General features: G+C 56.6%; 15 protein-coding genes. 14 read left to right on the top strand and 1 reads right to left on the bottom strand.

Going from position 1 to position 20,576, the window contains the following annotated elements:
• Positions 1–79 precede the first annotated feature (79 nt).
• From RISK_RS00675 to RISK_RS00685, 3 genes are all read left to right on the top strand, one after another.
• The gene (locus RISK_RS00675; protein ID WP_047812334.1) at positions 80–730 is read left to right on the top strand and encodes a methyltransferase domain-containing protein; all 651 of its coding nucleotides are present in this window, start codon (positions 80–82) and stop codon (positions 728–730) included.
• Positions 731–1,297: 567 nt separating this feature from the next.
• On the top strand, positions 1,298–2,497 hold the full coding sequence (locus RISK_RS00680) for a DUF1559 domain-containing protein (protein ID WP_047812335.1): 1,200 nt from the start codon (positions 1,298–1,300) through the stop codon (positions 2,495–2,497).
• Between the two features lie 109 nt (positions 2,498–2,606).
• On the top strand, positions 2,607–2,780 hold the full coding sequence (locus RISK_RS00685; RefSeq protein WP_236695916.1) for a hypothetical protein: 174 nt from the start codon (positions 2,607–2,609) through the stop codon (positions 2,778–2,780).
• A gap of 4 nt (positions 2,781–2,784) precedes the next feature.
• Here the strand turns inward: RISK_RS00685 and RISK_RS00690 are convergent, their stop codons facing one another.
• Positions 2,785–3,996 carry an AraC family transcriptional regulator gene (locus tag RISK_RS00690; RefSeq protein ID WP_047812337.1) on the bottom strand — a complete coding sequence of 404 codons (1,212 nt, stop codon included), beginning with the start codon at positions 3,994–3,996 and terminating at the stop codon, positions 2,785–2,787.
• Between the two features lie 292 nt (positions 3,997–4,288).
• On the opposite strand from RISK_RS00690, the gene RISK_RS00695 reads away from it, so the two are divergent.
• The 11 genes from RISK_RS00695 to RISK_RS32855 all read left to right on the top strand — a co-directional run.
• A complete protein-coding gene (locus RISK_RS00695; protein WP_047812338.1) occupies positions 4,289–5,623 on the top strand; it encodes a sulfatase family protein in 1,335 nt (444 codons plus the stop codon).
• 5 nt (positions 5,624–5,628) lie between these two features.
• Positions 5,629–7,821 carry a right-handed parallel beta-helix repeat-containing protein gene (locus RISK_RS00700; RefSeq protein WP_047812339.1) on the top strand — a complete coding sequence of 731 codons (2,193 nt, stop codon included), beginning with the start codon at positions 5,629–5,631 and terminating at the stop codon, positions 7,819–7,821.
• A 136-nt stretch (positions 7,822–7,957) separates the two neighbouring features.
• Positions 7,958–9,490: a sulfatase family protein gene (locus RISK_RS00705; RefSeq protein ID WP_047812340.1), complete on the top strand. Its 1,533-nt coding sequence runs from the start codon at positions 7,958–7,960 to the stop codon at positions 9,488–9,490.
• A gap of 54 nt (positions 9,491–9,544) precedes the next feature.
• Positions 9,545–10,699 carry an alpha/beta hydrolase gene (locus tag RISK_RS00710; protein ID WP_047812341.1) on the top strand — a complete coding sequence of 385 codons (1,155 nt, stop codon included), beginning with the start codon at positions 9,545–9,547 and terminating at the stop codon, positions 10,697–10,699.
• A gap of 99 nt (positions 10,700–10,798) precedes the next feature.
• Positions 10,799–12,145, top strand: coding sequence for a sulfatase-like hydrolase/transferase (locus tag RISK_RS00715; protein ID WP_047812352.1), 1,347 nt, complete (start codon positions 10,799–10,801; stop codon positions 12,143–12,145).
• A 48-nt stretch (positions 12,146–12,193) separates the two neighbouring features.
• Positions 12,194–13,087, top strand: coding sequence for an alpha/beta hydrolase (locus RISK_RS00720; protein WP_047812342.1), 894 nt, complete (start codon positions 12,194–12,196; stop codon positions 13,085–13,087).
• Positions 13,077–14,636, top strand: coding sequence for a sialate O-acetylesterase (locus tag RISK_RS00725; protein ID WP_047812343.1), 1,560 nt, complete (start codon positions 13,077–13,079; stop codon positions 14,634–14,636). Before RISK_RS00720 ends, RISK_RS00725 begins: the two co-directional genes overlap by 11 nt.
• 20 nt (positions 14,637–14,656) lie before the next feature.
• Positions 14,657–17,653 (top strand): sulfatase-like hydrolase/transferase, encoded by a 2,997-nt coding sequence (locus RISK_RS00730; RefSeq protein WP_102017491.1) that lies wholly within the window; start codon positions 14,657–14,659, stop codon positions 17,651–17,653.
• 63 nt (positions 17,654–17,716) lie between these two features.
• Complete coding sequence (locus RISK_RS00735) at positions 17,717–18,691, top strand: family 43 glycosylhydrolase (RefSeq protein WP_047812353.1); 975 nt, start codon at positions 17,717–17,719, stop codon at positions 18,689–18,691.
• 1 nt (position 18,692) lies between these two features.
• Complete coding sequence (locus RISK_RS00740; protein ID WP_047812345.1) at positions 18,693–19,943, top strand: DUF6786 family protein; 1,251 nt, start codon at positions 18,693–18,695, stop codon at positions 19,941–19,943.
• Positions 19,944–20,075: 132 nt separating this feature from the next.
• Positions 20,076–20,576: hypothetical protein (locus RISK_RS32855; RefSeq protein WP_236695917.1), on the top strand; the 501-nt coding region annotated here is incomplete at its 3' end.

Consider the following 20,576-nt stretch of genomic DNA (forward strand, 5'->3'; position numbering starts at 1 on the left):
ACCCGTTCGCTATCATTGGGAAGATCGGAGTTCTTTCCGAGCCCTTCCAACGACCTGCGAAAACCTTCAAAAGCACGACATGTCAACCAACCCTGCTCAACAGTTTTATGATCGAATCAGTCACGCCTACGATTTGATTGCCGATGGTGGTGAACATGTTGCTCGCGAAAGAGGCCTGGAGCTACTTGCCCCGCAAGCCGCCGAATCCGTTCTCGAAATCGGGTTTGGGACAGGGCATTCACTGCTCACGATCGCCGAGGCTGTTGGTCCCGAAGGCAACGTGACAGGGATTGATATTTCACCAGGCATGAAAGATGTCGCGGCCAAGCGGATCGACAAAGCTGGCTTGACCGACCGGGTGCAACTGATCGTGGCGGAGGCCCCACCCCTGCCGTTCGAGGATGACACGTTTGACGCGGTCACCATGAGCTTCACCTTGGAATTGTTTGCGGCAGAACAAATCCCGGCGGTCCTCGCGGAATGCCGCCGAGTCTTGAAACCAGGCGGACGATTGGGCGTTGTCAGCATGGCGACCGTGCCAGAGAGCGACCGCGAAAGTGTGCTGGAGAAAACCTATGTTTGGATGCACACCCACTTTCCTCACATCGTGGATTGCCAACCCATTCCACTCGAAACGCTAGTCGAATCCGCCGGCTTTGAAATCGCCAACCAAGAACGCGTGGATCTGTTCACCATGCCGGTCGCAATCGTGGTTGGCGTCAACCGATAAGGACCACGTGAACAACAAGTGCCGTAGCGGAAGGGCGCGAGCCCTCCGGTTCCTCACCGGGCGGCTTGCGCCACACCGCTAACATCGTCACTTGTTGTTCACGCCTTGCTAAGCGGTCGATCGATGGACTGGCGATCATCGAATCGCATGAAATCACAACCCGAATGCGTGAACGAGGAACCACATCGTTTCTCTCGTTCACCGGATGGTTGATTCCCCAGACGACGACCATGCAGAACCCACCTAGCCACGCTCACTTGTCAACCAAACAGTAGGAGACCGAGCCTCAAGGGCAACCAGAATCACTGTGTCCTTCCCTACCAGGAAACACCACGCCACTAAGCGTCGCAATACGTCATAACAGGGGCGTAGAATCTCATTGTTTGCCGGTCCCAATGCGGATAGCTTTCACGAAGACTTTTCAGTCATCGGCGTTCGCCGAAGGTTATCTGACCTAGCAATTGAAAGACATGCACAGGGATGCGGTCGCATCCGTCCAAGTGCCTCTTCATCGGTCAACAATTGCCCGACTGCTATTCTTTGAGCTCATTCAAGCAGGGGACCAGTATGACGTACTTCAAACAACGGCGCGGTTTTACATTGGTGGAACTTCTTGTCGTCATCGCAATCATCGGCGTCCTCGTCGGATTGCTTTTGCCTGCGGTCCAAGCCGCTCGTGAAGCCGCGCGGCGAATGAGTTGCAGCAACAACTTCAAGCAGATGGGTTTGGCGATTCACAACTACCACTCCGCTTTCAATCAGATGCCGACACACGGGGCCGGAACGAATCCTGAGCCACCAGATGCGTGGTACAAGTCGTCCACCACAGGCAACCGCAGACGTTTGAGCGCGTTGGTTCCAATGTTGCCTTACATTGAACAGCAAGGTCTGTGGGAACAGATTTCGAACCCGAGCACGCAACGAACCGATGGCGGAGTTCAGTCGCCGCCCTGGCCAGCGATGGGGCCGACCCCTGATCAGATTCAGTACACGCCCTGGGTCAATGAAATCCCGACTTTTCGCTGCCCAAGCGATCCCGGTCGCGGGTTGCCTGCGTTGGGGCGGACCAACTACGGCGCGTGTTTAGGTGATTCGATTTGGCAGCTTCACTACGGTCCCTACAACAACAATCGTTCAGCCATCACGTCGGGTCGAGCGAGGCAAGCCCGAGCTGCACACCGCGGTTTTTTCATGCCATTGCAAGACTCGAAATTTCGCGACACGCTCGATGGTCTGTCCAACACCGTCGCGATGGGCGAGATGATCACTGCGCTGCAAGACGGTGACAAGCGGGGCAACAGCGTCGCGACCAACGGAGGCAACTCAGGTCCATTCGGCCTCGCCGCCCTGCGTCTCAACCCCAACATTTGCACCGACAACGGCTACGTCGATCCAGCCCGTCCGCAATTCTGGTTGCCGGAGTGGCAGCAACAGAATCGGCGTAATTTTGCTCGTGGTCATCGTTGGGCTGACTATCTGCCACTCATGTCGGGCGTCCTTACGATCTTGCCTCCTAACCGAGAAGCATGTGGTCGGTACAACGCTTTGGGGACAACCTTGGTAGCAACCGTCTCCAGCCGACACCAAGGTGGTGCGCACGTCTTGATGGGCGATGGGGCCGTTCGCTTCATCACGGATTCAATCGAAGCAGGCAATTCAAATGCACAGAATATTTGGCAAAACAATCTGCCCGGCTCGGCAAGTCCCTACGGACTATGGGGCGCCCTCGGAACGCGAGCTTCCAAGGAAACGACGGAAGAGTTTTGATGACTGACCGAGGCGACTTTTCTTCTGCCTATCGAACTTCAGAACGGTGGGCTGACACACCCACATTGAAACAACCAACTCAAACGAGAATCAACCAATGAAATCAATCTTGAAATGTCTCCTGGTGATGCTGGCCGCCTGTGTTCTCTCAGGCTGCGGCGGATCCGACCAAAATGAATTGGCCACCGACGGTGCTACCGCCGACGATCTAGCCAAGTACGAGGCTGAACTGGCCGCGACCAATTCGGACGCGGGCTATGAAGAAACCGTGCCCGCGGAATAGTCGGCTAAATCTCCAGGTCATCGTCTGTGATTGATTCCAGGCGATGCTTCCGGCGGTAGTGCCCGGGAGGAACCCCTGTCAGTTTCTTGAAGAACTTCGCCATGTGTTCGTCATAGTTGAACCCGGTGAGCCTGGCGATCTTCTTCAGTGGCTGTGAGGTGGTCTCGAGCAACTCTTTGATTCTCGCCAGTCGGATCGATGCAATCAGATCCGAGGGCGATTGATCGAGATAGGTTCGCATTCGCCGTTCGAGGGAACGTCTGGACATTGGCACCGCATCCGCCACATCCTGCACCGAAACCCCGCGACAAGCGTTTTCACGAATGAAGCGGTAGGCCTTGGTGAATTCAGCGTCATCCACCGGGATCGAATCGGTTGAACCACGCACGACAATTCTCCGAGCGGGAACCAAGGTGATGTCGGCCAGAACGGCTTCGCCAGCCATCATGGTGTTCAGCATCGCCGCTGCCTCGTAGCCGATTTGATGCGTATTGGGTTCAACGCTTGTCAGCGGTGGAGAACACAAGGGACAGATCACGTCATCGTTGTCGACACCGACCACAGCAATCTCATCGGGGACATGAATTTGGCAGGCGTGGCAGGCATTCAACAACTGTTGCGCTCGAACGTCGTTGCAGGCCAAGACGCCGATGGGCTTTTTAAGAGATTTCAGCCAACGCACCAGACCTTGCTCGTCGAGCATTCCGCTTTGCTCCGCATCGAAGGTGGTTGCGTGAACTGGCCCCGGTGACTCGTAGGCAACCACATCGTGCCCCAAGGAACGCACATACTTCCGCATCTCGGAAAGCCGACGATCGGAATAGTTCGCTCCGCCAAAACCGCAGAATCCAAACTGCGAGTAGCCACGATCTCGCAGATGATCGACGGCAAGCCTCACCACCGAAACAGGGTCGGTATCAAAGCCGGGGAACTTCCCCGCAGATCGCCAGCAACGCAGATCGATGACGGGAATTCCCAAGTCCTCGATGGCATGAACCATCTTCGGAGTCTCAGCTCGAACGAGCACGCCGTCCCCGTGCCACCTGGAAAGCCAAGAGGGTGGATCCGCATTGATTGCCATTTCTTGGTGCCGGAGAGACCAGTCCTCCTGCTCCTGTGCATAGGCAGCAATCCCCCGCAGAAGCCCTCGGCCATAGGCTCGAGATGACTCAACGAGCAGTGCAACAAGCTTGGTATCCGTTGGACCTGTCGCCATGGGTGTCGCACTTGTTCCAGTGAAAGACGCAAAGTGAATGGTGCATCCACCTCAAACGCGGATATCCCGGCACTATACTGCTTGAACGGAACTGTCGCAAACAATCAGTCGCCGCGGGATCGTTCCTGTGACCGAACCGCGAACACCAGCAATCACCCATCGCTCCATCGAGAATCTTTCCTTGTCAGCCCTTGCCAAACTCTTTCGATGCAACAGGTCACGCAGGATACGCAACCGGGTTGGACCATCGCCAATTGAAACACCCCTGCGGCTTGCCTCGTTTGCCTTCGGCTTGCTCACGCTCGGCAGCATCGCAGCCGTACGACTGGATGCCGCTGAGCAGCCGAACATCATCTTCATCTTCGCCGATGATTGGGGCTACGGGGACCTGGGCATACACGGCAGTTCCTTTTGTCAAACCCCGCACCTGGACCAGATGGCAAAGGAAGGAACGGACTTCGCGAACTTCACCGTGAACAGTCCGGTCTGTTCGCCCAGTCGCGTTGCTGTGATGACCGGACAGTTTCCGGCTCGGCACTGTGTGCACCAACACTTTCAAAGTGTGAAAGCGCACATCAATCGCGGGATGCCCGATTGGGTCGATCCACAGGCTCCCATGCTTCCTCGAATGCTGAAGAACGCGGGTTATCACACGGGCCACTTTGGAAAGTGGCACCTGGGCAGCGTTGCTGACTCGCCGACCGAAGACGCTTACGGCTACGACCGCTTCGCGACATTCAATGGCTCGAGAAAGAACGAAATCTCAAAGGGCGGACTGGCGTCGGTGGACCATGCCGAAGCATTCATCCGCGAGTTCAAAGACGCCCCCTTCTTCATCAACCTCTGGCTTCACGAAGCGCACACCCCACACTTGCCTCAGAAACCATTCCTTGAAAAGTTCCAGCACTTGAACGACGCCGAACAGGTTTATGCGTCCATCATCGCCGAAGCGGATGAGGGTGTCGGACGAATCCTCGCGTTGCTGAAGGAAGTCGGCCTTGATGACAAAACGCTTGTGGTTTTCTCCACCGACAACGGTCCGGAGCATTCCACCGATGAAAAAGATCACAAAGGCCAAGGACTGGGAAAGTACTATTCCGTCGGACAAACAGGTGGGCTCAAAGGTGAGAAGCGTTCATTGTTTGCAGGAGGAATCCGAGTCCCGTTCATCGTGCGTTGGCCCGGCGTGGTTCCTGCCGGAAAGACAGACAGGACCTCCGTTCTGACGGCAGTTGATCTGCTGCCAACCTTTTTGGATGCCGCAGGGGTGGCGTTGCCAGAGGGATACCAACCGGATGGTCAAAGCGTGCTCTCCGCTTGGAAGGGACAGTCGTTCGAAAGAACCCAACCCATTTTCTGGGAATGGAGAGGGGGCGACTCACAAGAATACACCTGGCCGTCGATCGGCATTCGAGACGGCCAATGGAAGATGCTCGTCAACCAAGCGAAGAAGATGACGGAACTCTACGATCTGGAAAGTGACTGGGCCGAGCAACGCAATGTCGCGGCGGAGTATCCTGACGTCGTTGATCAGTTGTCCCAAAAACTCGACGCTTGGAAAAACACACTGCCCATCGCTCCCAGCGAAAACAGCCTGTCGAAGGCGCGAAAGAAGTTCCAAAAGTGAATCACATGACAAAGCTGAGTTCTTTCCAACCCTGCATCCTGATTTTGTTGACGCTTTCGATGGCAGCCGGCAATGGCTCTGCCGCCGAACCTACGGCCGACTTCTATGTGTCGCCCGAAGGTCGTGACAACTGGTCCGGCACGCTCGCGGAGCCAAACGACTCCCAAACCGATGGCCCATTCGCCACGCTTCCACGAGCTCGTGACGCAATCCGCACCTCAGGCAGCAACCCTGCAGGCGATGCCTTGGTTCTGATTCGCGGCGGCACGTACCGCCTGACCGAAACCGTCGTCTTTGGGCTTCAGGATTCAGGGACCCCCAATCGCAAAGTCACCTACGCGGCTTGCCCAGGCGAAACGCCGGTGTTCAGTGCCGGCCAAGCAATCACGGGTTGGCAACCAGTCACGACGCCCCCGCCCGGTCTGCCAGAAAAAGCCCTTGGCAAGGTGCAGGTGGCGGATGTCTCCGCCCGGTTCCACACACTCTTCGATGCAGAGGGCATGCTCCCGAGAGCCCGATCTCAAGGGTTCATTCCGTTGAAGGGCGGCAGTCGCAACGAGCTGCATTTTCCAGCGGGTCGCCTGAAGAACTGGACCAATGTCGAAGACATCGAGATCGTTGTTCGTCCGCATCATGCATGGATTGTGAACATCCTGCCGCTGGAATCCGTGAACGAGAAGAAGCAGATCGCCCGAACGTCGATCGACGCGACCTATGCGATGAACCCGCTTCATTTCCTCAAAACAACCCACTCGTGCTGGGTAGAAAATACCCTGGAGGAACTCGACGAGCCAGGCGAATGGGCTCTCAACACCCAAACTGGCAAACTTTATCTTTGGCCGCGAAATGACTCGCCAATTTTGGCCCCACGGCTGAAGGAACTGATCCGCATCGAAGGCAAGATTGACAAAGAAGGCCCGCGAGACATTCCAGTGACGAACCTTTGCTTGCGCGGCCTGACTTTCATGCACGGCGAAAGCGATCGAATCGCCAGTGACGACGCGGGACTGCAGCACGACTGGGACATGCACGACAAAGCCAATGCGCTGGTCCGGTTGCGAGGAACCGAGCACTGCAAAATCGAGCAGTGCCACTTTGCCCACAGTGGAGGCACTGCCATCCGTGTCGATTTACACGGCCAACACAACACGATTGCTGGCAACGTGATCGAGCACATGGGCGGTGCCGGCATTCTGTTGTGCGGTTACGGTCCCGGCACCAAAGATGTCAATCGCGAAAACCTGGTCTTCAACAACTACATTCATCACACCGGTCGAATCCATTCGCACTCGCCCGGGATCATGCTTTGGCAAAGCGGTGAGAATCGTGTCGCGAACAACCTGGTCCACAACACCCCCTACACCGGGATCATCCTCTCCGGTTGCATGACGGACTTCTTCCGACGCCAAGGCAGAGAACTCGGACGGACCATCCGTCGGCATGAAATCGCATCCCTGCCGAAGCAACCCAAACTGCAGGACGTGCTTCCCTACCTGCACACGCACGACAACACCATTGAACTCAACGAGATTCATCACGCGATGGAGATGCTCGGCGACGGCAACGCCATCTACATTCGCGGGGCAGGTTCAGAAAACGTGATCCGCCGCAACTTCGTTCATCACCTCGTTGCCCCGATGATCATGCAAGCTGCCATTCGCACCGACGGCGGGCAACGCGACACGCTGATCGCAGAGAACCTGATCTACAAGTGCACCTCGCAGGGCATCCTGATGAAGTTGAACACACGTGTTGAAAACAACATCGTGGCCGACATCATCGCTCCACCTCGAGGTTACTACCTCTCGGTTCGTGAAGGCCCACTCACAGGGGCAACGATCCAGCGAAACATTTTCTACTCGTCCTCGGAGACTTGCACGTTCATTGATGAACTGCCACCTGGCAAAGGCCGAACGAGCGAGGATCGGCGAGGCAGGGCTTTGGCTCGTTCCAAAGACGCGGACACCGATCACAACATCTACTACTGCGTCAGCGACCCTGCCCTGGGCGAGCAAATGTTGGACAAGCAAAGGCAAGACGGTGTCGACGCGCAGAGCCTGGCCGTTGATCCGTTGTTTGTTGATCCCGCCAACGGCGACTTCCGACTGAGTCCCGATTCCCCGGCACTGCGTCTTGGCTTCGTGCCTTGGGACGTTTCAAAGGCCGGACTTGTAGATAAAGAAACCGTTCCTCAATGAATCCTTCTTAGCGTAGCGGCGCCAACCGCCCGGCACGTCACCGGAGGGCTCGCGCCCTGCCGCTATCAATTGCTTCTCCGACATCAGCACCGAACGACCGTACATGCTCACACCAACCTCACCGAGAAACGCTTCGATGATTCGCTTCCTAGCACTTCTTCTTGCGACCGCGATTGTTTGCGGAACGCTTTGTACTCCCGCGTCCGCTCAACAAGACGAACCAAAAGAAACCAACAACGCCGAAGCGTCCCCCAACATCGTCTTCCTGTTCGCGGACGACCAATCGACCTACTCCGTTGGCTGCTACGGGAACGAAGACGTCCTGACACCCAACATGGATCAACTCGCCCGTGACGGGGTGCTGTTCGACAAGCACTACAACACCACCGCAATCTGCATGGCTAGCCGGGCCAACGTGTTCACAGGAATGTACGAGTACAAAACCGGCTGCAATTTCGAACACGGCAACATGCACCAAGACGTGTGGGCCCAATCGTATCCCGTCCTCCTTCGCGAAGCGGGTTACCTCACCGCCTTTGCCGGCAAGTTCGGATTGGTCGTGGATGGCAAAGGTTTGTGTGAAGACGACTTCGACTTCTGGGGCGGCGGGCCAGGCCAAACGAGCTATGCGACTGCACAGAACGAGTCGATGCGGAAGTATGCCAAGCAGTATCCCCACTCGACACTTTCTTACGCAGCCTTCGGGAAAGACGTCATTCGAGAAGCGGCGAAGCAAGACCAACCGTTCTGTTTGTCGATCAGTTTCAAAGCACCTCACAAGCCGGCGACCCCGGACCCACGGTTCAGTCACGTCTACGCAGGAAAACAGTTCACCAAACCATTGAACTTTGGACGGGAATACAGCGAGCACCTCGCACCACAAAGCAAACTCGGTCGGCAATTCCCACGCTTCACCGAGTGGGACTATGACGATGACTACGACGGAGAAATGGCCAAGTACCATCAACAGGTTTATGCCATCGACGTCGCTCTCGGGATGATTCGCGACGAACTGAAAGCTCAAGGTGTGGCGGACAACACCGTTGTGATCTACACCAGCGACAACGGTTACATCTGCGGCTCACACGGCTACGGTTCCAAGGTGTTGCCGATGGAAGAATCGTCCCGCGTTCCGCTGATGGTCTACGACCCACGCAGTCCGCTCAATGGACAACAAGTCCGCTGCAAGCAATTGACCGGCAACATCGATTTCGCTCCCACCATGCTGGAACTAGCCGGACTTCCAATCCCATCCAACATGGACGGCAAAAGCCTGTTGGGACTGCTGCAAGATCCAGAAGATGGTGGCCACGAACAAATGTCGTTCATCAACGTGTTCGGCCCGCTGCCCACTCACAGCCTGAGTTGCCTGACGAAGCAATACAGATACACGTACTGGTGGTACGGCGACGAGCGGATGGAACCCTCCGAGGAATTGTTTGACACGCAAAACGACCCGTTGGAACTGGTCAACCTAGCCAACGAACCAGCAAGCGTGGACGTGCTGGAGACGATGCGAACCCGATACGACCAAGAGCTCGCGAAGTGGAAATCGCAAGCGGTGGAGTACAACGACTACCAACGACATAGCACGCTGTTCGACCGAAACGTTTCGGTTCAGGACAAGCAACCGTTCATGAGCAAAAAGGCCAAACGAAAGAAGAAATGAAACGACGGTCGTAAACAACGCACCCATGTCATCTCACCCCGGAGACGCCCCACCGTGATCCGCCTTCCTATTCCAGGAACCATCCTGCTCGTTGCCAGCCATTGGTTCCTTTTGCCATCCCTGGCCGATGCCGCTCCTCCCGCCCGAACAGCGGCTGCCACGCGGCTGATGCAAAAGTTTGACAAGAACGAAAACGGAACCTGGGAACAGAGCGAAAATTCGCGTGCCTGGAATCGCTATCGAAAACTCGATTCCAATCTGGACAAGAAACTTTCGATCGACGAACTGAGCCAAGAACAGACGGCGTCTCTGGACACCGGAGGAGAACGCAAACTCGATCTCGTTTACAAAACGGTCGGGCAAAAGGATCTCTTGCTGGACCTTTACTACCCCGCCAAAGGGAACTCCAGTGAACTGCAAACCGACGAACGGCCTGCCGATGAACCTTGCCCCGTGATCGTGTACACGCATGGAGGTGGATGGGCGGCTGGCAGCAAACAGGGCGCCGCCAAGGGTTCGTTCAAAACCGTGTTTGGCCAACTGCTCGATCACGGATTCGCAGTGGCGTCGGTGAACTATCGGCTGTGCAAGCCAAACAGTGGCGTCACGATGCGAGACTGCGTGATCGACTCCAAAGACGCGGTGCGTTATTTGGCCAAGAACGGCGAAACGCTTCGCTTGGATGCCACCAAGTTCTTCGTCATGGGCGATTCCGCGGGCGGGCAGATCGCACAAATGCTGTTGCTGACCTCGCCAGAAACGCTTCCAGGAGACGAAGAGTTGGCGGCAACGCCCTACACCATGCTGGCAGGTGTTTCCTGGTACGGGCCCTGCGACTTTGAGCAGACCAGTTTGTTCAATCACGACGACCGAGCGGACTTCCGCGATCGATTCGGACCTCGCATTCTGGGTTCGAACCCATCGGCGGCAAACAAACTGCAACTCTACCGTGAGATGAGTCCGGTCAACTACCTGAGTTCAGACAGCCGGCCGCTGCTGATGATCCAGGGCGACAAAGACACGACCATCCCGGTCAAGCATGCCCACCACATGAAGCAGAAAGCGGACGCGGTCGAAGCACCGGTGGAAGTCATGATCATTCAAAACGCAGGGCACAACTGGCGAAAGGTCGACGCGGACATCGAACCCTCTCGCGAAGCCATCATCGAGCACACCGTGCAGTTCTTCCTCGAACACCTGCCGTCGTGAAGTGATCGGTAAATCCCACGCAAGCCAACACGCCCTCTTGAACTCTTGATGTCCCGTCCCCTTCTCCCATCGAATGCCCCCATGATTCGAACTGCACTGATGCTTCCGACGATGCTGCTCGCGGCGCTCGCCGGATCGCCGTCCATCGAAGCTGCCGAGCCCAACATCGTGGTCTTTGTCGCTGACGACATGGGCTGGGGCGACTCCGCCACCTACGGCCACGAACTGATTCAAACGCCCAATCTCGATCGTCTGGCGTCTCAAGGCGTGAAGTTCACGCAGTGCTATTCTGCGTGCGGAGTCTGCTCGCCATCCCGGTCCGCGATTTTGACTGGACGGACGCCTTATCGAAACGGCGTTTATCGGCACTTGTCAGGCAATCATGAAGCCCACCTGCGTGCCAGCGAGATCACCTTCCCGGAGCGATTGAAAGAGGTTGGTTACGAAACATGCCACGTCGGAAAATGGCACTTGCTCTCGAGGCAGCAATTCAACAATCCTGAATTCCCGCATCCCGGCGATCATGGATTCGATCATTGGATGTGCACGCAAAACAACGCCAGCCCCAGCCACAAGAACCCCGACAACTTCGTTCGCAACGGCGAACCAGTCGGCAAGCTCGAAGGGTACTCAGCCCAGTTGGTTGCCACCGAAGCAGCACGCTGGCTGAAAGAGATTCACGATCCTGCCAAACCATTCGCCATGACGGTGTGGGTGCACGAACCCCATTCGCCCATCGCAACCGATTCGCGGTTTCAGGACTTGTACAAGGGACACGAAAACAGCAAGTACATGGGGAACATCACCCAGATGGATCACGCCTTGGGAATGGTGATGGACGCACTCGACGCACAAGGTGTGAGCGACAACACGCTGCTGTTCTTCACTTCCGACAATGGGCCCGTCCCTGCGTTTGGCGGATCGTCGGGCGGACTGCGAGGCAACAAACGCAGCGACCACGAAGGAGGCATCCGAGTCCCCGGTGTTGTTCGTTGGCCGGGACACATCCCACCAGGAACCGTCAGTGACGTCCCGGTGGTCGGCACGGACATCTTCGCCACGGTGTTGGACATCACCGGCATCCCACTGCCCGACGACCGCACGATTGACGGTGTCAGCATGCTGCCCGCCTTCGACGGCACCCCGGTTGAAAGGAAGATCCCGCTGTTCTGGCGAACTCATGTTTCACCGCCCGGTGACCGCGTGGCACTTCGCATCGGTGACTGGAAATTGGTCGGCGACGAGACACTGACGAAGTTCCAACTCTACGAAATTCAAAAGGACTGGAAGGAAGAACACGACTTGGCCGCCGCCATGCCAGAGAAAACGGCAGCAATGAAAGACGAACTGATGAAGGTCTGGCGGGGAATTGAATCCGAAGGCCCTGACCAGTGGTGGAAGAACGAACGACAGAAACCGGCGCGAGGTGGAACAGTCAACTACTGAATCATTCGAACCACTTCTGCCCGTTAACACACAAGAACAAACATCCCCATGAAATTCCCACCGACATTACCGCTGTTGATCGCGCTCCTTCTGATGGCGACGCCCGCGATGGCGAAGACCGAACAAGTCGCCATGCCTGGCGCCACCGCGGAGGTTTACAAAACCGCTTCCGGCGACGATCTGTTCATCTACCGTTTTGACCCAGAAGGTCACGCCCCCGCGAAAGACAAGCGACCGGCGGCGGTGTTCTTCTTTGGAGGCGGATGGAACGGCGGCAAGGTGAGTCAATTGGCACCGCAAAGTCGCTACCTGGCCTCTCGCGGTATCGTTGCCTTTGTGGCCGACTATCGCGTCAAGAGCCGCCAGAAAGTCACTCCCGATGCCTGCGTGGAAGACGGCAAGTCAGCCATCCGCTGGGTTCGTCAAAACTCGCAGCGATTGGGTATCGATCCTGAGCAAATCATTGCGGGCGGCGGCTCCGCGGGCGGGCACGTGGCCGCGGCAGCCGGTTTCTGCGAAGGCTTTGAAGCGGAAGGAGAAGATCATTCCGTCTCTTCCAAACCGAACGCGTTGGTCTTGTTCAACCCGGTTTACGACAACGCGAAAGAGGGTGGGTATGGCTACGACCGGATCCAAGAGTGGTTCCCCGCGATCTCGCCCGCTCACAACATCACGCCGGATGATCCGCCGGCGATCGTGTTTCTGGGCACCAAAGACCAACACGTTCCTGTCGCCACCGCAGAAGCCTTTCGCGACAAGATGATCGCGGCGGGCATCCCAACAGAACTCCATTTGTACGAAGGCCAACCGCACGGGTTCTTCAATCCCAAACGAGGCGGTTTCAACGACACGCTGGCCAAGACCGATCAATTCCTGGTGAAACTGGGATACCTCACCGGACCAGTCAACCATCAACGGATCGAGGCACTCAATGTCAAATGACCAACCCGCCATGCGGCACCGTTCGCCAAGTCACCTGGTGCGTCTCGCAATCGTCGCCGGATGCTTTCTGTTGTCGTATCCCGCCACTGCGATGGCCGATCTGTCGGTCGCATCGCCGTTCACCGACAACGCGGTGCTGCAACAAAAGATGCTGGTTCCGGTTTGGGGATCGGCTGATCCTGGGACGGCGATCACGGTGGAGTTTGATGGACAAAAACAGCAGTCCGTCGCCGACGCCGATGGAACCTGGAAAGTTCAACTGAATCCGATGCCTGCCAGTGCAGAACCACAAACACTGCAGGTCTCCAGCTCCACCACCACGGTTTCGTTCACCAATGTTGTCGTTGGCGAAGTCTGGATTTGTTCCGGGCAATCCAACATGCAATTCTCAACCGCAGCGGTTCCTGAAATCCAATCTTTGGCCGCCAGCTCAGAGAACATTCGATGCTTCGAAGTGAAACGAACCGTCGCGATGACCGAGCAAGATCGCTTGGAAGGCAAATGGACGGAGCAGCCGCCCAATAGCGCCGTCGCGTTTTCGTTTGCTCACTTCTTGGAACAAGCCGGCGACGTTCCGGTGGGCATTGTGTTGGCGTGTTGGGGCAGTTCATCGATCGAAGCCTGGATGCCGAGAGAGATGTCCGACACCGTGCCACATTTCAAGACGATGATGGACGAGTTCGATGCGGACACGGACACCCAAGATCGGATCGCTTCCATTCTGAATGGCAAGAAACCCTGGAGCCGAGCCGACGACATCTTCCTGCGTCGCCAATCGAACATTCTCTACAACGCGATGATTCATCCGTTGGTGCCTTACGCTAGCCGAGGGCTGGTGTGGTACCAAGGCGAACGAAACACCCAGTCGATGTTTGGGATGTCAAAGGAGCCCTGGTTTTCACGCCACTCGGGGATCCTGAAATATGGCCCCACCTTGAAGGCCTGGATTGAACGCTACCGAAAGGAGTGGGGCAACGAGGACATGCACTTCCTGGTCGTGATGTTGCCCGGCTATTTCAAACCGCTGCCGACAGGCCCGCAAATGGGCCCCGAACATCCGAGCACTCACTCGTGGGCTTGGATGCGAGAGTCGCAGTTGCAATCACTGGAACTGCCTCACACTTCCGTCGTCAACACCATCGACTTGGGTGATCTCAAAAACATTCATCCCAAGGACAAACTGCCCATCGGCCAGCGACTGGCACTACTGGCGGCTCGCGAGACATTGGGCCAGACCATCGAGGCAGAGGGTCCCAAAATGCAACGCGTCGAAGTGCTGGACGATCGGTTGGTGGTCCACTTCGAACATGCCGGCGGCCTGCGGACTCTCGATGGAAACGCCCCCACCGGATTTTGGTTGTCAGACGATTCACAAAAATGGGTTCCCGCAACCGCTGAACTGCGGGGTCAAACCGTGGTGCTGAGTTCATCTGAACTGACGCACCCGCTCTATGTTCGCTACGCATTCGCGGGCAAACCCAAAGTGAACCTGGTCAACGCGGCCAAGCTTCCCGCTTCCCCCTTCCGCACCGACTCTTTCCAGCCGTGACCTCATCCCGGCCCAAGCAAATGCCTCTCATGAATTCATCTCCGATCCCTCTTTGCGCTGCCGCATTGGTGCTGCTGATTGCCAGCGTCACATCCGTCGCAGCGGAGCGTCCACCCAACGTCGTACTGATTTTTGTTGACGACCTCGGCTACGGGGACCTGAGTTGCTATGGAGCAACGAAACTATCGACACCGAACATTGATCAACTTGCCTCGGAAGGACGTCGGTTCACCGACGCCCACTCCGCATCCGCGGTCTGCACGCCTTCGCGGTACGGGCTGCTCACCGGCCAGTACCCACTTCGCGCGATGGGAGGTCAAGGAGTCTGGGGCCCGCTGCCAACGACCTCCGGTTTGATCATCGACACGAACACGCAGACGATCGGAAAGGTCTTCAAGGACAAAGGCTACGCGACAGCCTGTCTCGGGAAATGGCATCTGGGATTCAAAGAAGAACCGAACGATTGGCAAGTGCCACTGCGGCCGGGACCTCAGGACGTCGGGTTTGATCACTACTTTGGTGTTCCCTTGGTCAACAGCGGCAGCCCCTACGTCTATGTCAACGATGACAGCATCTTCGGATACGATCCAAACGATCCGTTGGTGTACGGAGGCAAACCCGTGTCCCCCACGCCCACGTTTCCTGCAGAAGCGTCCATCAAGAGCCCCAACCGATTCAGCGGTGCTCTCAAGGCTCACGAAATCTACGACGACGAGAAAACAGGCACGCTCCTGACGGAACGCGCGGTGAAGTGGATCAGTGAAAAGAAAGACGATCCGTTCTTTCTGTATTTCGCCACTCCCAACATTCATCACCCATTCACCCCGGCGCCCCGTTTCAAGGGCACCAGCCAGTGCGGCCTCTACGGCGATTTTGTCCATGAGTTGGACTGGATGGTCGGCGAGATAGTGAATTCGCTCGAAGACAATGGCCTGACTGACAACACGCTGGTTCTCTTCACCAGCGACAACGGTGCCATGCTCAACCGAGCAGGACGCGATGCAATCCAAGCCGGGCATCAACCCAATGGCGAATTGTTGGGGTTCAAGTTCGGCGTCTGGGAAGGCGGGCACCGCGTTCCCTTGATCGCGAAATGGCCGGGCAAAATCAAACCGGGAACTCAGTCCGATCAACTGATCAGCCAAGTCGACCTGTTTGCCACGTTTTCGGCGCTGACCGAGCAGGAGATGCCATCGTCGGAGCAGAAAGACAGCATCAACATGTTGCCTGCGTTGCTGGATGAACCCAGCGAACCCTTGCGGACGGAGTTGGTCCTCGCACCACGCCAGCCACGCAACTTGGCCGTTCGCAAAGGCAAGTGGCTGTACATCGGCGCCCGTGGCAGCGGCGGATTCAACGGTTCCAAACCCCAGCATCACGCTTGGGGAGGTCCCGCCGCGGTTCAGTTCTCCGGCCATAAAAACAGCGACATTGAAAACGGTCGCCTCAAGAAGGATGCTCCTCCCGCTCAGCTATACGATTTGGAAAAGGACCGATCCCAGACCACCAATGTGTATCGGGAACATCCCGAGGTCGTGGAAGAAATGAAAACGCTATTGGAGTCCTATCGTCCCAAGAAGGGATCCCAAGGCACGCGGCAAAAGAAACCGTCGCCCAAGAAGAAACCCCAAGCCGCAAAGCAACCTCCGTCCCCCACCGCGTCCGTTTCGCCGGCAGGTCGCGGGACAACAGCGGGAACGACCAAGCCCAACTTCGTCGTCATTTTCGCGGATGATCTCGGTTACGGTGATATCAGTTGCTACGATTCATCGGGCGTGAAGACGCCTCACCTCGATGCACTCGCCGAAGAAGGTTTTCGCAGCACGGACTTTTTCGTCCCTGCCAACGTGTGCAGTCCTTCTCGCGCCGCTCTGCTGACCGGTCGCTACCCGATGCGATGTGGCATGCCCGTGGCCCGCAACGAAAACGTCGCGAAATACCAAGACTACGGTTTTGCCCCGGAGGAACTCACGATCCCCGAACTGCTGCATCCCGCTGGCTATCGTTCGTTGATGGTGGGCAAGTGGCACTTGGGCATGGAAGTGGAAGGTTCGCACCCGCTCGACGCCGGTTTCGATGAATACCTTGGAATCCCCAGCAACTACGAACCACGGCGAGGCAAGAATCACAACACCCTGTATCGCGGCAAAGCGGTGGAGCAAGAAAACGTACCCTGCGAAGTGCTGACGAAACGCTACACCGATGAAGTCATCGAGTTCATCGATCGACAACAAGACGATCCGTTCTTCATCTATGTATCGCATCACATCGTGCACAACCCGTTGCGTCCCAGCAAAGACTTTGTTGGCACATCTGAAAAAGGCAAGTACGGCGACTTCATCAAAGAACTGGATCACAGCACCGGCCGAATCATGCAAGCGATTCGCGATGCCGGGATCGACGAGAACACGTTGGTGGTGTTCACATCCGACAACGGCCCCACGCGAAATGGATCCGCCGGCGGATTGAACGGTGGCAAGTACTGCACGATGGAAGGCGGGCACCGCGTGCCGGGGATCTTCCGTTGGCCAAGCAAGATCGCACCCAACCAAGTTTCGGACGTCACGCTGACCAGCATGGATCTGCTGCCGCTGTTCTGTGGACTCGCCGGAGTTCAGCCACCGGATGATCGCAAGCTGGATGGCAAGAACATCCTGCCGATCCTGATCGGCAAAGACAACCAATCACCGCACCCGTTTCTCTGCTACTACAACGGCACCAATCTGCAAGCCGTCCGAGAAGGCAACTGGAAACTGCATCTTCCCCGCACGACGGACGACCAACCCTTCTGGTCGAAGAAGCCCGACAAAACGAAAGGCTTTGTGACACTCAAAAAGCCACAGCTGTTCAACCTGGATCGCGACGTGAACGAAAAGCAAAACGTCGCGGATCGTCATCCCGAGATTGTCGCCCGCCTGCAAAGCCAAGCCGAACGGATTCGAAACGAACTCGGTGACGTTCACACAACCGGAACCGATCAACGAAACATCAATCTGGTTGCCCCGCAGGAACGCTGAACCGTTGCCCGACTCAGCCGCAACCAAATTCACCTCACTCGAAAAAACACCTTGAAAACCAACATGCAAAAACTCTTTCTCCCTGCTCTCCTCGTGATCCTGGCGAGCTCCGCCCACGCTGATTCGCCCGATGCACCGACTGTCGTTGTCACGCACTCGGCCGTCGAGGGCATTGGTGCCGACCCCGGTGTCATGCGTCGCGACCCCAGCGACATCATCCAAGTCGATGACCTCTTCTACGTGTGGTATTCGAAAGGAAAGATCTCACCGGGATACGACGCCACGATCTGGTACGCGACGTCGAAGGACGGTCACCAGTGGACCGAAAAAGGCATGGCCCTCGCGAAAGGAGAACCCGGCAGTTGGGAAGGAGCCAGCGTCTTCACGCCCAACATCCTGGTCGCTGAAGGACGCTATTGGTTGTTCTACACCGGGACATCCAAGAAGTATGGCAAGGGCTTTCAACCCGATTCAAAAATCGGCATCGCGGTTTCCGATTCACCCGACGGTCCTTGGGAGCGTCTACCAACCAATCCGGCGCTATCCAACAGCGAAAACCGGGGTGACTTCGACAGTCACCTGGTCGATGATGCTTGCTTGATCGTCCGCGACGGGAAGATTTGGTTCTACTACAAAGGCCGCCAACTGGGCAAAGGCCCCGGCCAAACCCAAATGGGGTTGGCGATCGCTGACAAACCAGAGGGCCCCTACGTGCGTCACGAAGCCAACCCGGTGATCCCGGGGAACCACGAAGTCTTGGTGTGGCCTCAAGGCAAAGGCGTCGCCGCGATGATCGGCACGACAGGCCCGAAAGCAATCACGAATTCAATCCTGTATGCCGAAGACGGAATTCACTTCACCAAAACTCACCCATTGAAAAACGGTCCATGGGCAGGCGGCGCCTACCGGCCGGAAGCGTTCACTGAAAGCGGCAAAGGCCAACTCCCGGATTGGGGCGTCGAAATTGGAAGACCAAAAGGCAAGCAACGCGGTGGGCTGCCATTCATTCAACGGTTCGATGTCACGGAGAAAAACTGAGATGAAGAACACAACTTTCACAACTTTCACAACGTTTGCAGGTTTGGTGGTAGCAGCCATGAGTCTCTTTCCTGAATCAGCCACCGCGGTGGACGGGTTCGCCGATGATGTGGCGTTCATGAAAGAACACACCGATGTGGTTCTGCTGCATCACGGTGATGCAGCGGTCGCCGTGGCGCCGGCCTACCAAGGCCGAGTGATGACCAGCACCTTTGATCGCAACACCGGCCCAAGCTTTGGCTGGATCAACCGTCCCGTCATCGAACAAGGTTTCCTTTCGGACGACGAGAGGAAAGGCAAACTCGAAGAGCACATTTACATCTTTGGCGGTGAAGAACGTTTCTGGCTCGGTCCCGAAGGTGGGCAGTATGGACTGTTCTTCGATCCCGGAACCCAATTCGAGTTCTCGGACTGGACAACGCCTCCGGCGATCGACACCGAGACCTACGAGCTGGTCGAGCAAACAGACGTCTCCGCCAAATTCAGTCACTCAGCGAAACTGACTAACCACAGTGGCACGAAATTCAACGTCGGTATCGAGCGCACGATCAAGCTTCTCAGCCCCCAAGAAGCCGCTGACCAATTGCAGGTTGAGTTGGGTGACAATCTTCGCGTCGTGGGTTACGAAACCGACAATCGAATCGCCAACACGGGCGAGAATCCCTGGAAGAGCGAAACGGGTTTGCTCTCGATTTGGATCCTCGGCATGTACAACCCTTCGCCCACAACAACCGTCGTCATTCCCTTTCGCTCCGGTGATGAAGAAGAACTCGGCCCCAAGGTCAACGACGCCTACTTTGGCGAGGTCCCGCCGGACTACCTGCGGGTCGAGGAGCAAGAACTGTTCTTCCGTGGCGATGGAACTCGTCGAGGCAAAATCGGCATCTCCCCAGAACGATCCAAAGGCATTGCCGGCAGTTACGACGCCGCGGGAAAAGTGCTGAACATCGTCACCTACAACGTGCAGGACTCGCCGCACGGGTTCGTCAATTCGATGTGGGAAATGCAAGACAAACCCTACGCCGGCGATGTGATCAATTCCTACAACGACGGATCGCCCGAGCCGAACAAGCCACCACTCGGTCCGTTCTACGAATTGGAAACGTCCTCACCTGCGGCAGCATTGCCACCTGGTGGCACCATGAAGCACGTGCAGCGGACGTTCCACATCCACGGCACCGAAGAGGACCTCGAACCACTCGCTCAAAATCTGTTCGGCGTATCGCTGGAGGAGATCAAAACGGCTTTCTAAGCAGGACGGCAGGGATGATCGGGCATGGAACACTTGTCGCGAAATATTCGCGTGGTTGGTTGATGTCGTCGAGCAGCGTGATGCGAATGCTTGCAGATGGAATTGATTGAACGTGGGCTTGGCCGTTGAGGGTTGCCCGACGAAACAGTTGAGGACAACGGTTCTACTCTGATGCGCCGCGTGTCGCTTATTCATCATCCACCTCTCCCGAAACGAAGCAGGTCGTGCAGTTTTCTGGTGCTGTATCGCTGGCTGGCGTCTGGGTTTCGCCCCGGACGGGGCCGTCGTGGGAGTTGGGGGCGTCCCTCGCTCACGCTTTTTGAAGTTGCGCTTTTGCAATCGGTATTGTTGGCCAACGGCCAACATCAACCCACACGTTTTGAATTGAATTTGGCCGTTGGCCAAAATGGGGCCGTGCTTTACTGCTCCAGGGGCGATGCCCCTGGCTATGTTGAAAAAGGCCGTTGGCCATTGACGGATAAAACGCAACTTCAAAGCTCACGCTTTGGGTTGTGGTTGGTGGTCTTGGCCGACACTGACGGGCAAGAGTGCCTTTTTATACCCCACATCTCGAAACACCAAAGATTAGTGTCCGATCAGAGTGGATTAGTGTTCCGCCAGAGCGGCCAAGGG

Origin of the sequence: Rhodopirellula islandica, from assembly GCF_001027925.1 — a bacterium.
GTDB lineage: Bacteria > Planctomycetota > Planctomycetia > Pirellulales > Pirellulaceae > Rhodopirellula > Rhodopirellula islandica.

What these genes read in the sequence shown, in the direction of transcription:
- RISK_RS00675 (WP_047812334.1), top strand. Translation starts at nt 80, where the DNA reads ATGTCAACCAACCCTGCTCAACAGTTTTATGATCGAATCAGTCACGCC.
- RISK_RS00680 (WP_047812335.1), top strand. Translation starts at nt 1,298, where the DNA reads ATGACGTACTTCAAACAACGGCGCGGTTTTACATTGGTGGAACTTCTT.
- RISK_RS00690 (WP_047812337.1), bottom strand. Translation starts at nt 3,996, where the DNA reads ATGGCGACAGGTCCAACGGATACCAAGCTTGTTGCACTGCTCGTTGAG.
- RISK_RS00700 (WP_047812339.1), top strand. Translation starts at nt 5,629, where the DNA reads ATGACAAAGCTGAGTTCTTTCCAACCCTGCATCCTGATTTTGTTGACG.
- RISK_RS00705 (WP_047812340.1), top strand. Translation starts at nt 7,958, where the DNA reads ATGATTCGCTTCCTAGCACTTCTTCTTGCGACCGCGATTGTTTGCGGA.
- RISK_RS00715 (WP_047812352.1), top strand. Translation starts at nt 10,799, where the DNA reads ATGCTTCCGACGATGCTGCTCGCGGCGCTCGCCGGATCGCCGTCCATC.
- RISK_RS00720 (WP_047812342.1), top strand. Translation starts at nt 12,194, where the DNA reads ATGAAATTCCCACCGACATTACCGCTGTTGATCGCGCTCCTTCTGATG.
- RISK_RS00725 (WP_047812343.1), top strand. Translation starts at nt 13,077, where the DNA reads ATGTCAAATGACCAACCCGCCATGCGGCACCGTTCGCCAAGTCACCTG.
- RISK_RS00730 (WP_102017491.1), top strand. Translation starts at nt 14,657, where the DNA reads ATGCCTCTCATGAATTCATCTCCGATCCCTCTTTGCGCTGCCGCATTG.
- RISK_RS00735 (WP_047812353.1), top strand. Translation starts at nt 17,717, where the DNA reads ATGCAAAAACTCTTTCTCCCTGCTCTCCTCGTGATCCTGGCGAGCTCC.
- RISK_RS00740 (WP_047812345.1), top strand. Translation starts at nt 18,693, where the DNA reads ATGAAGAACACAACTTTCACAACTTTCACAACGTTTGCAGGTTTGGTG.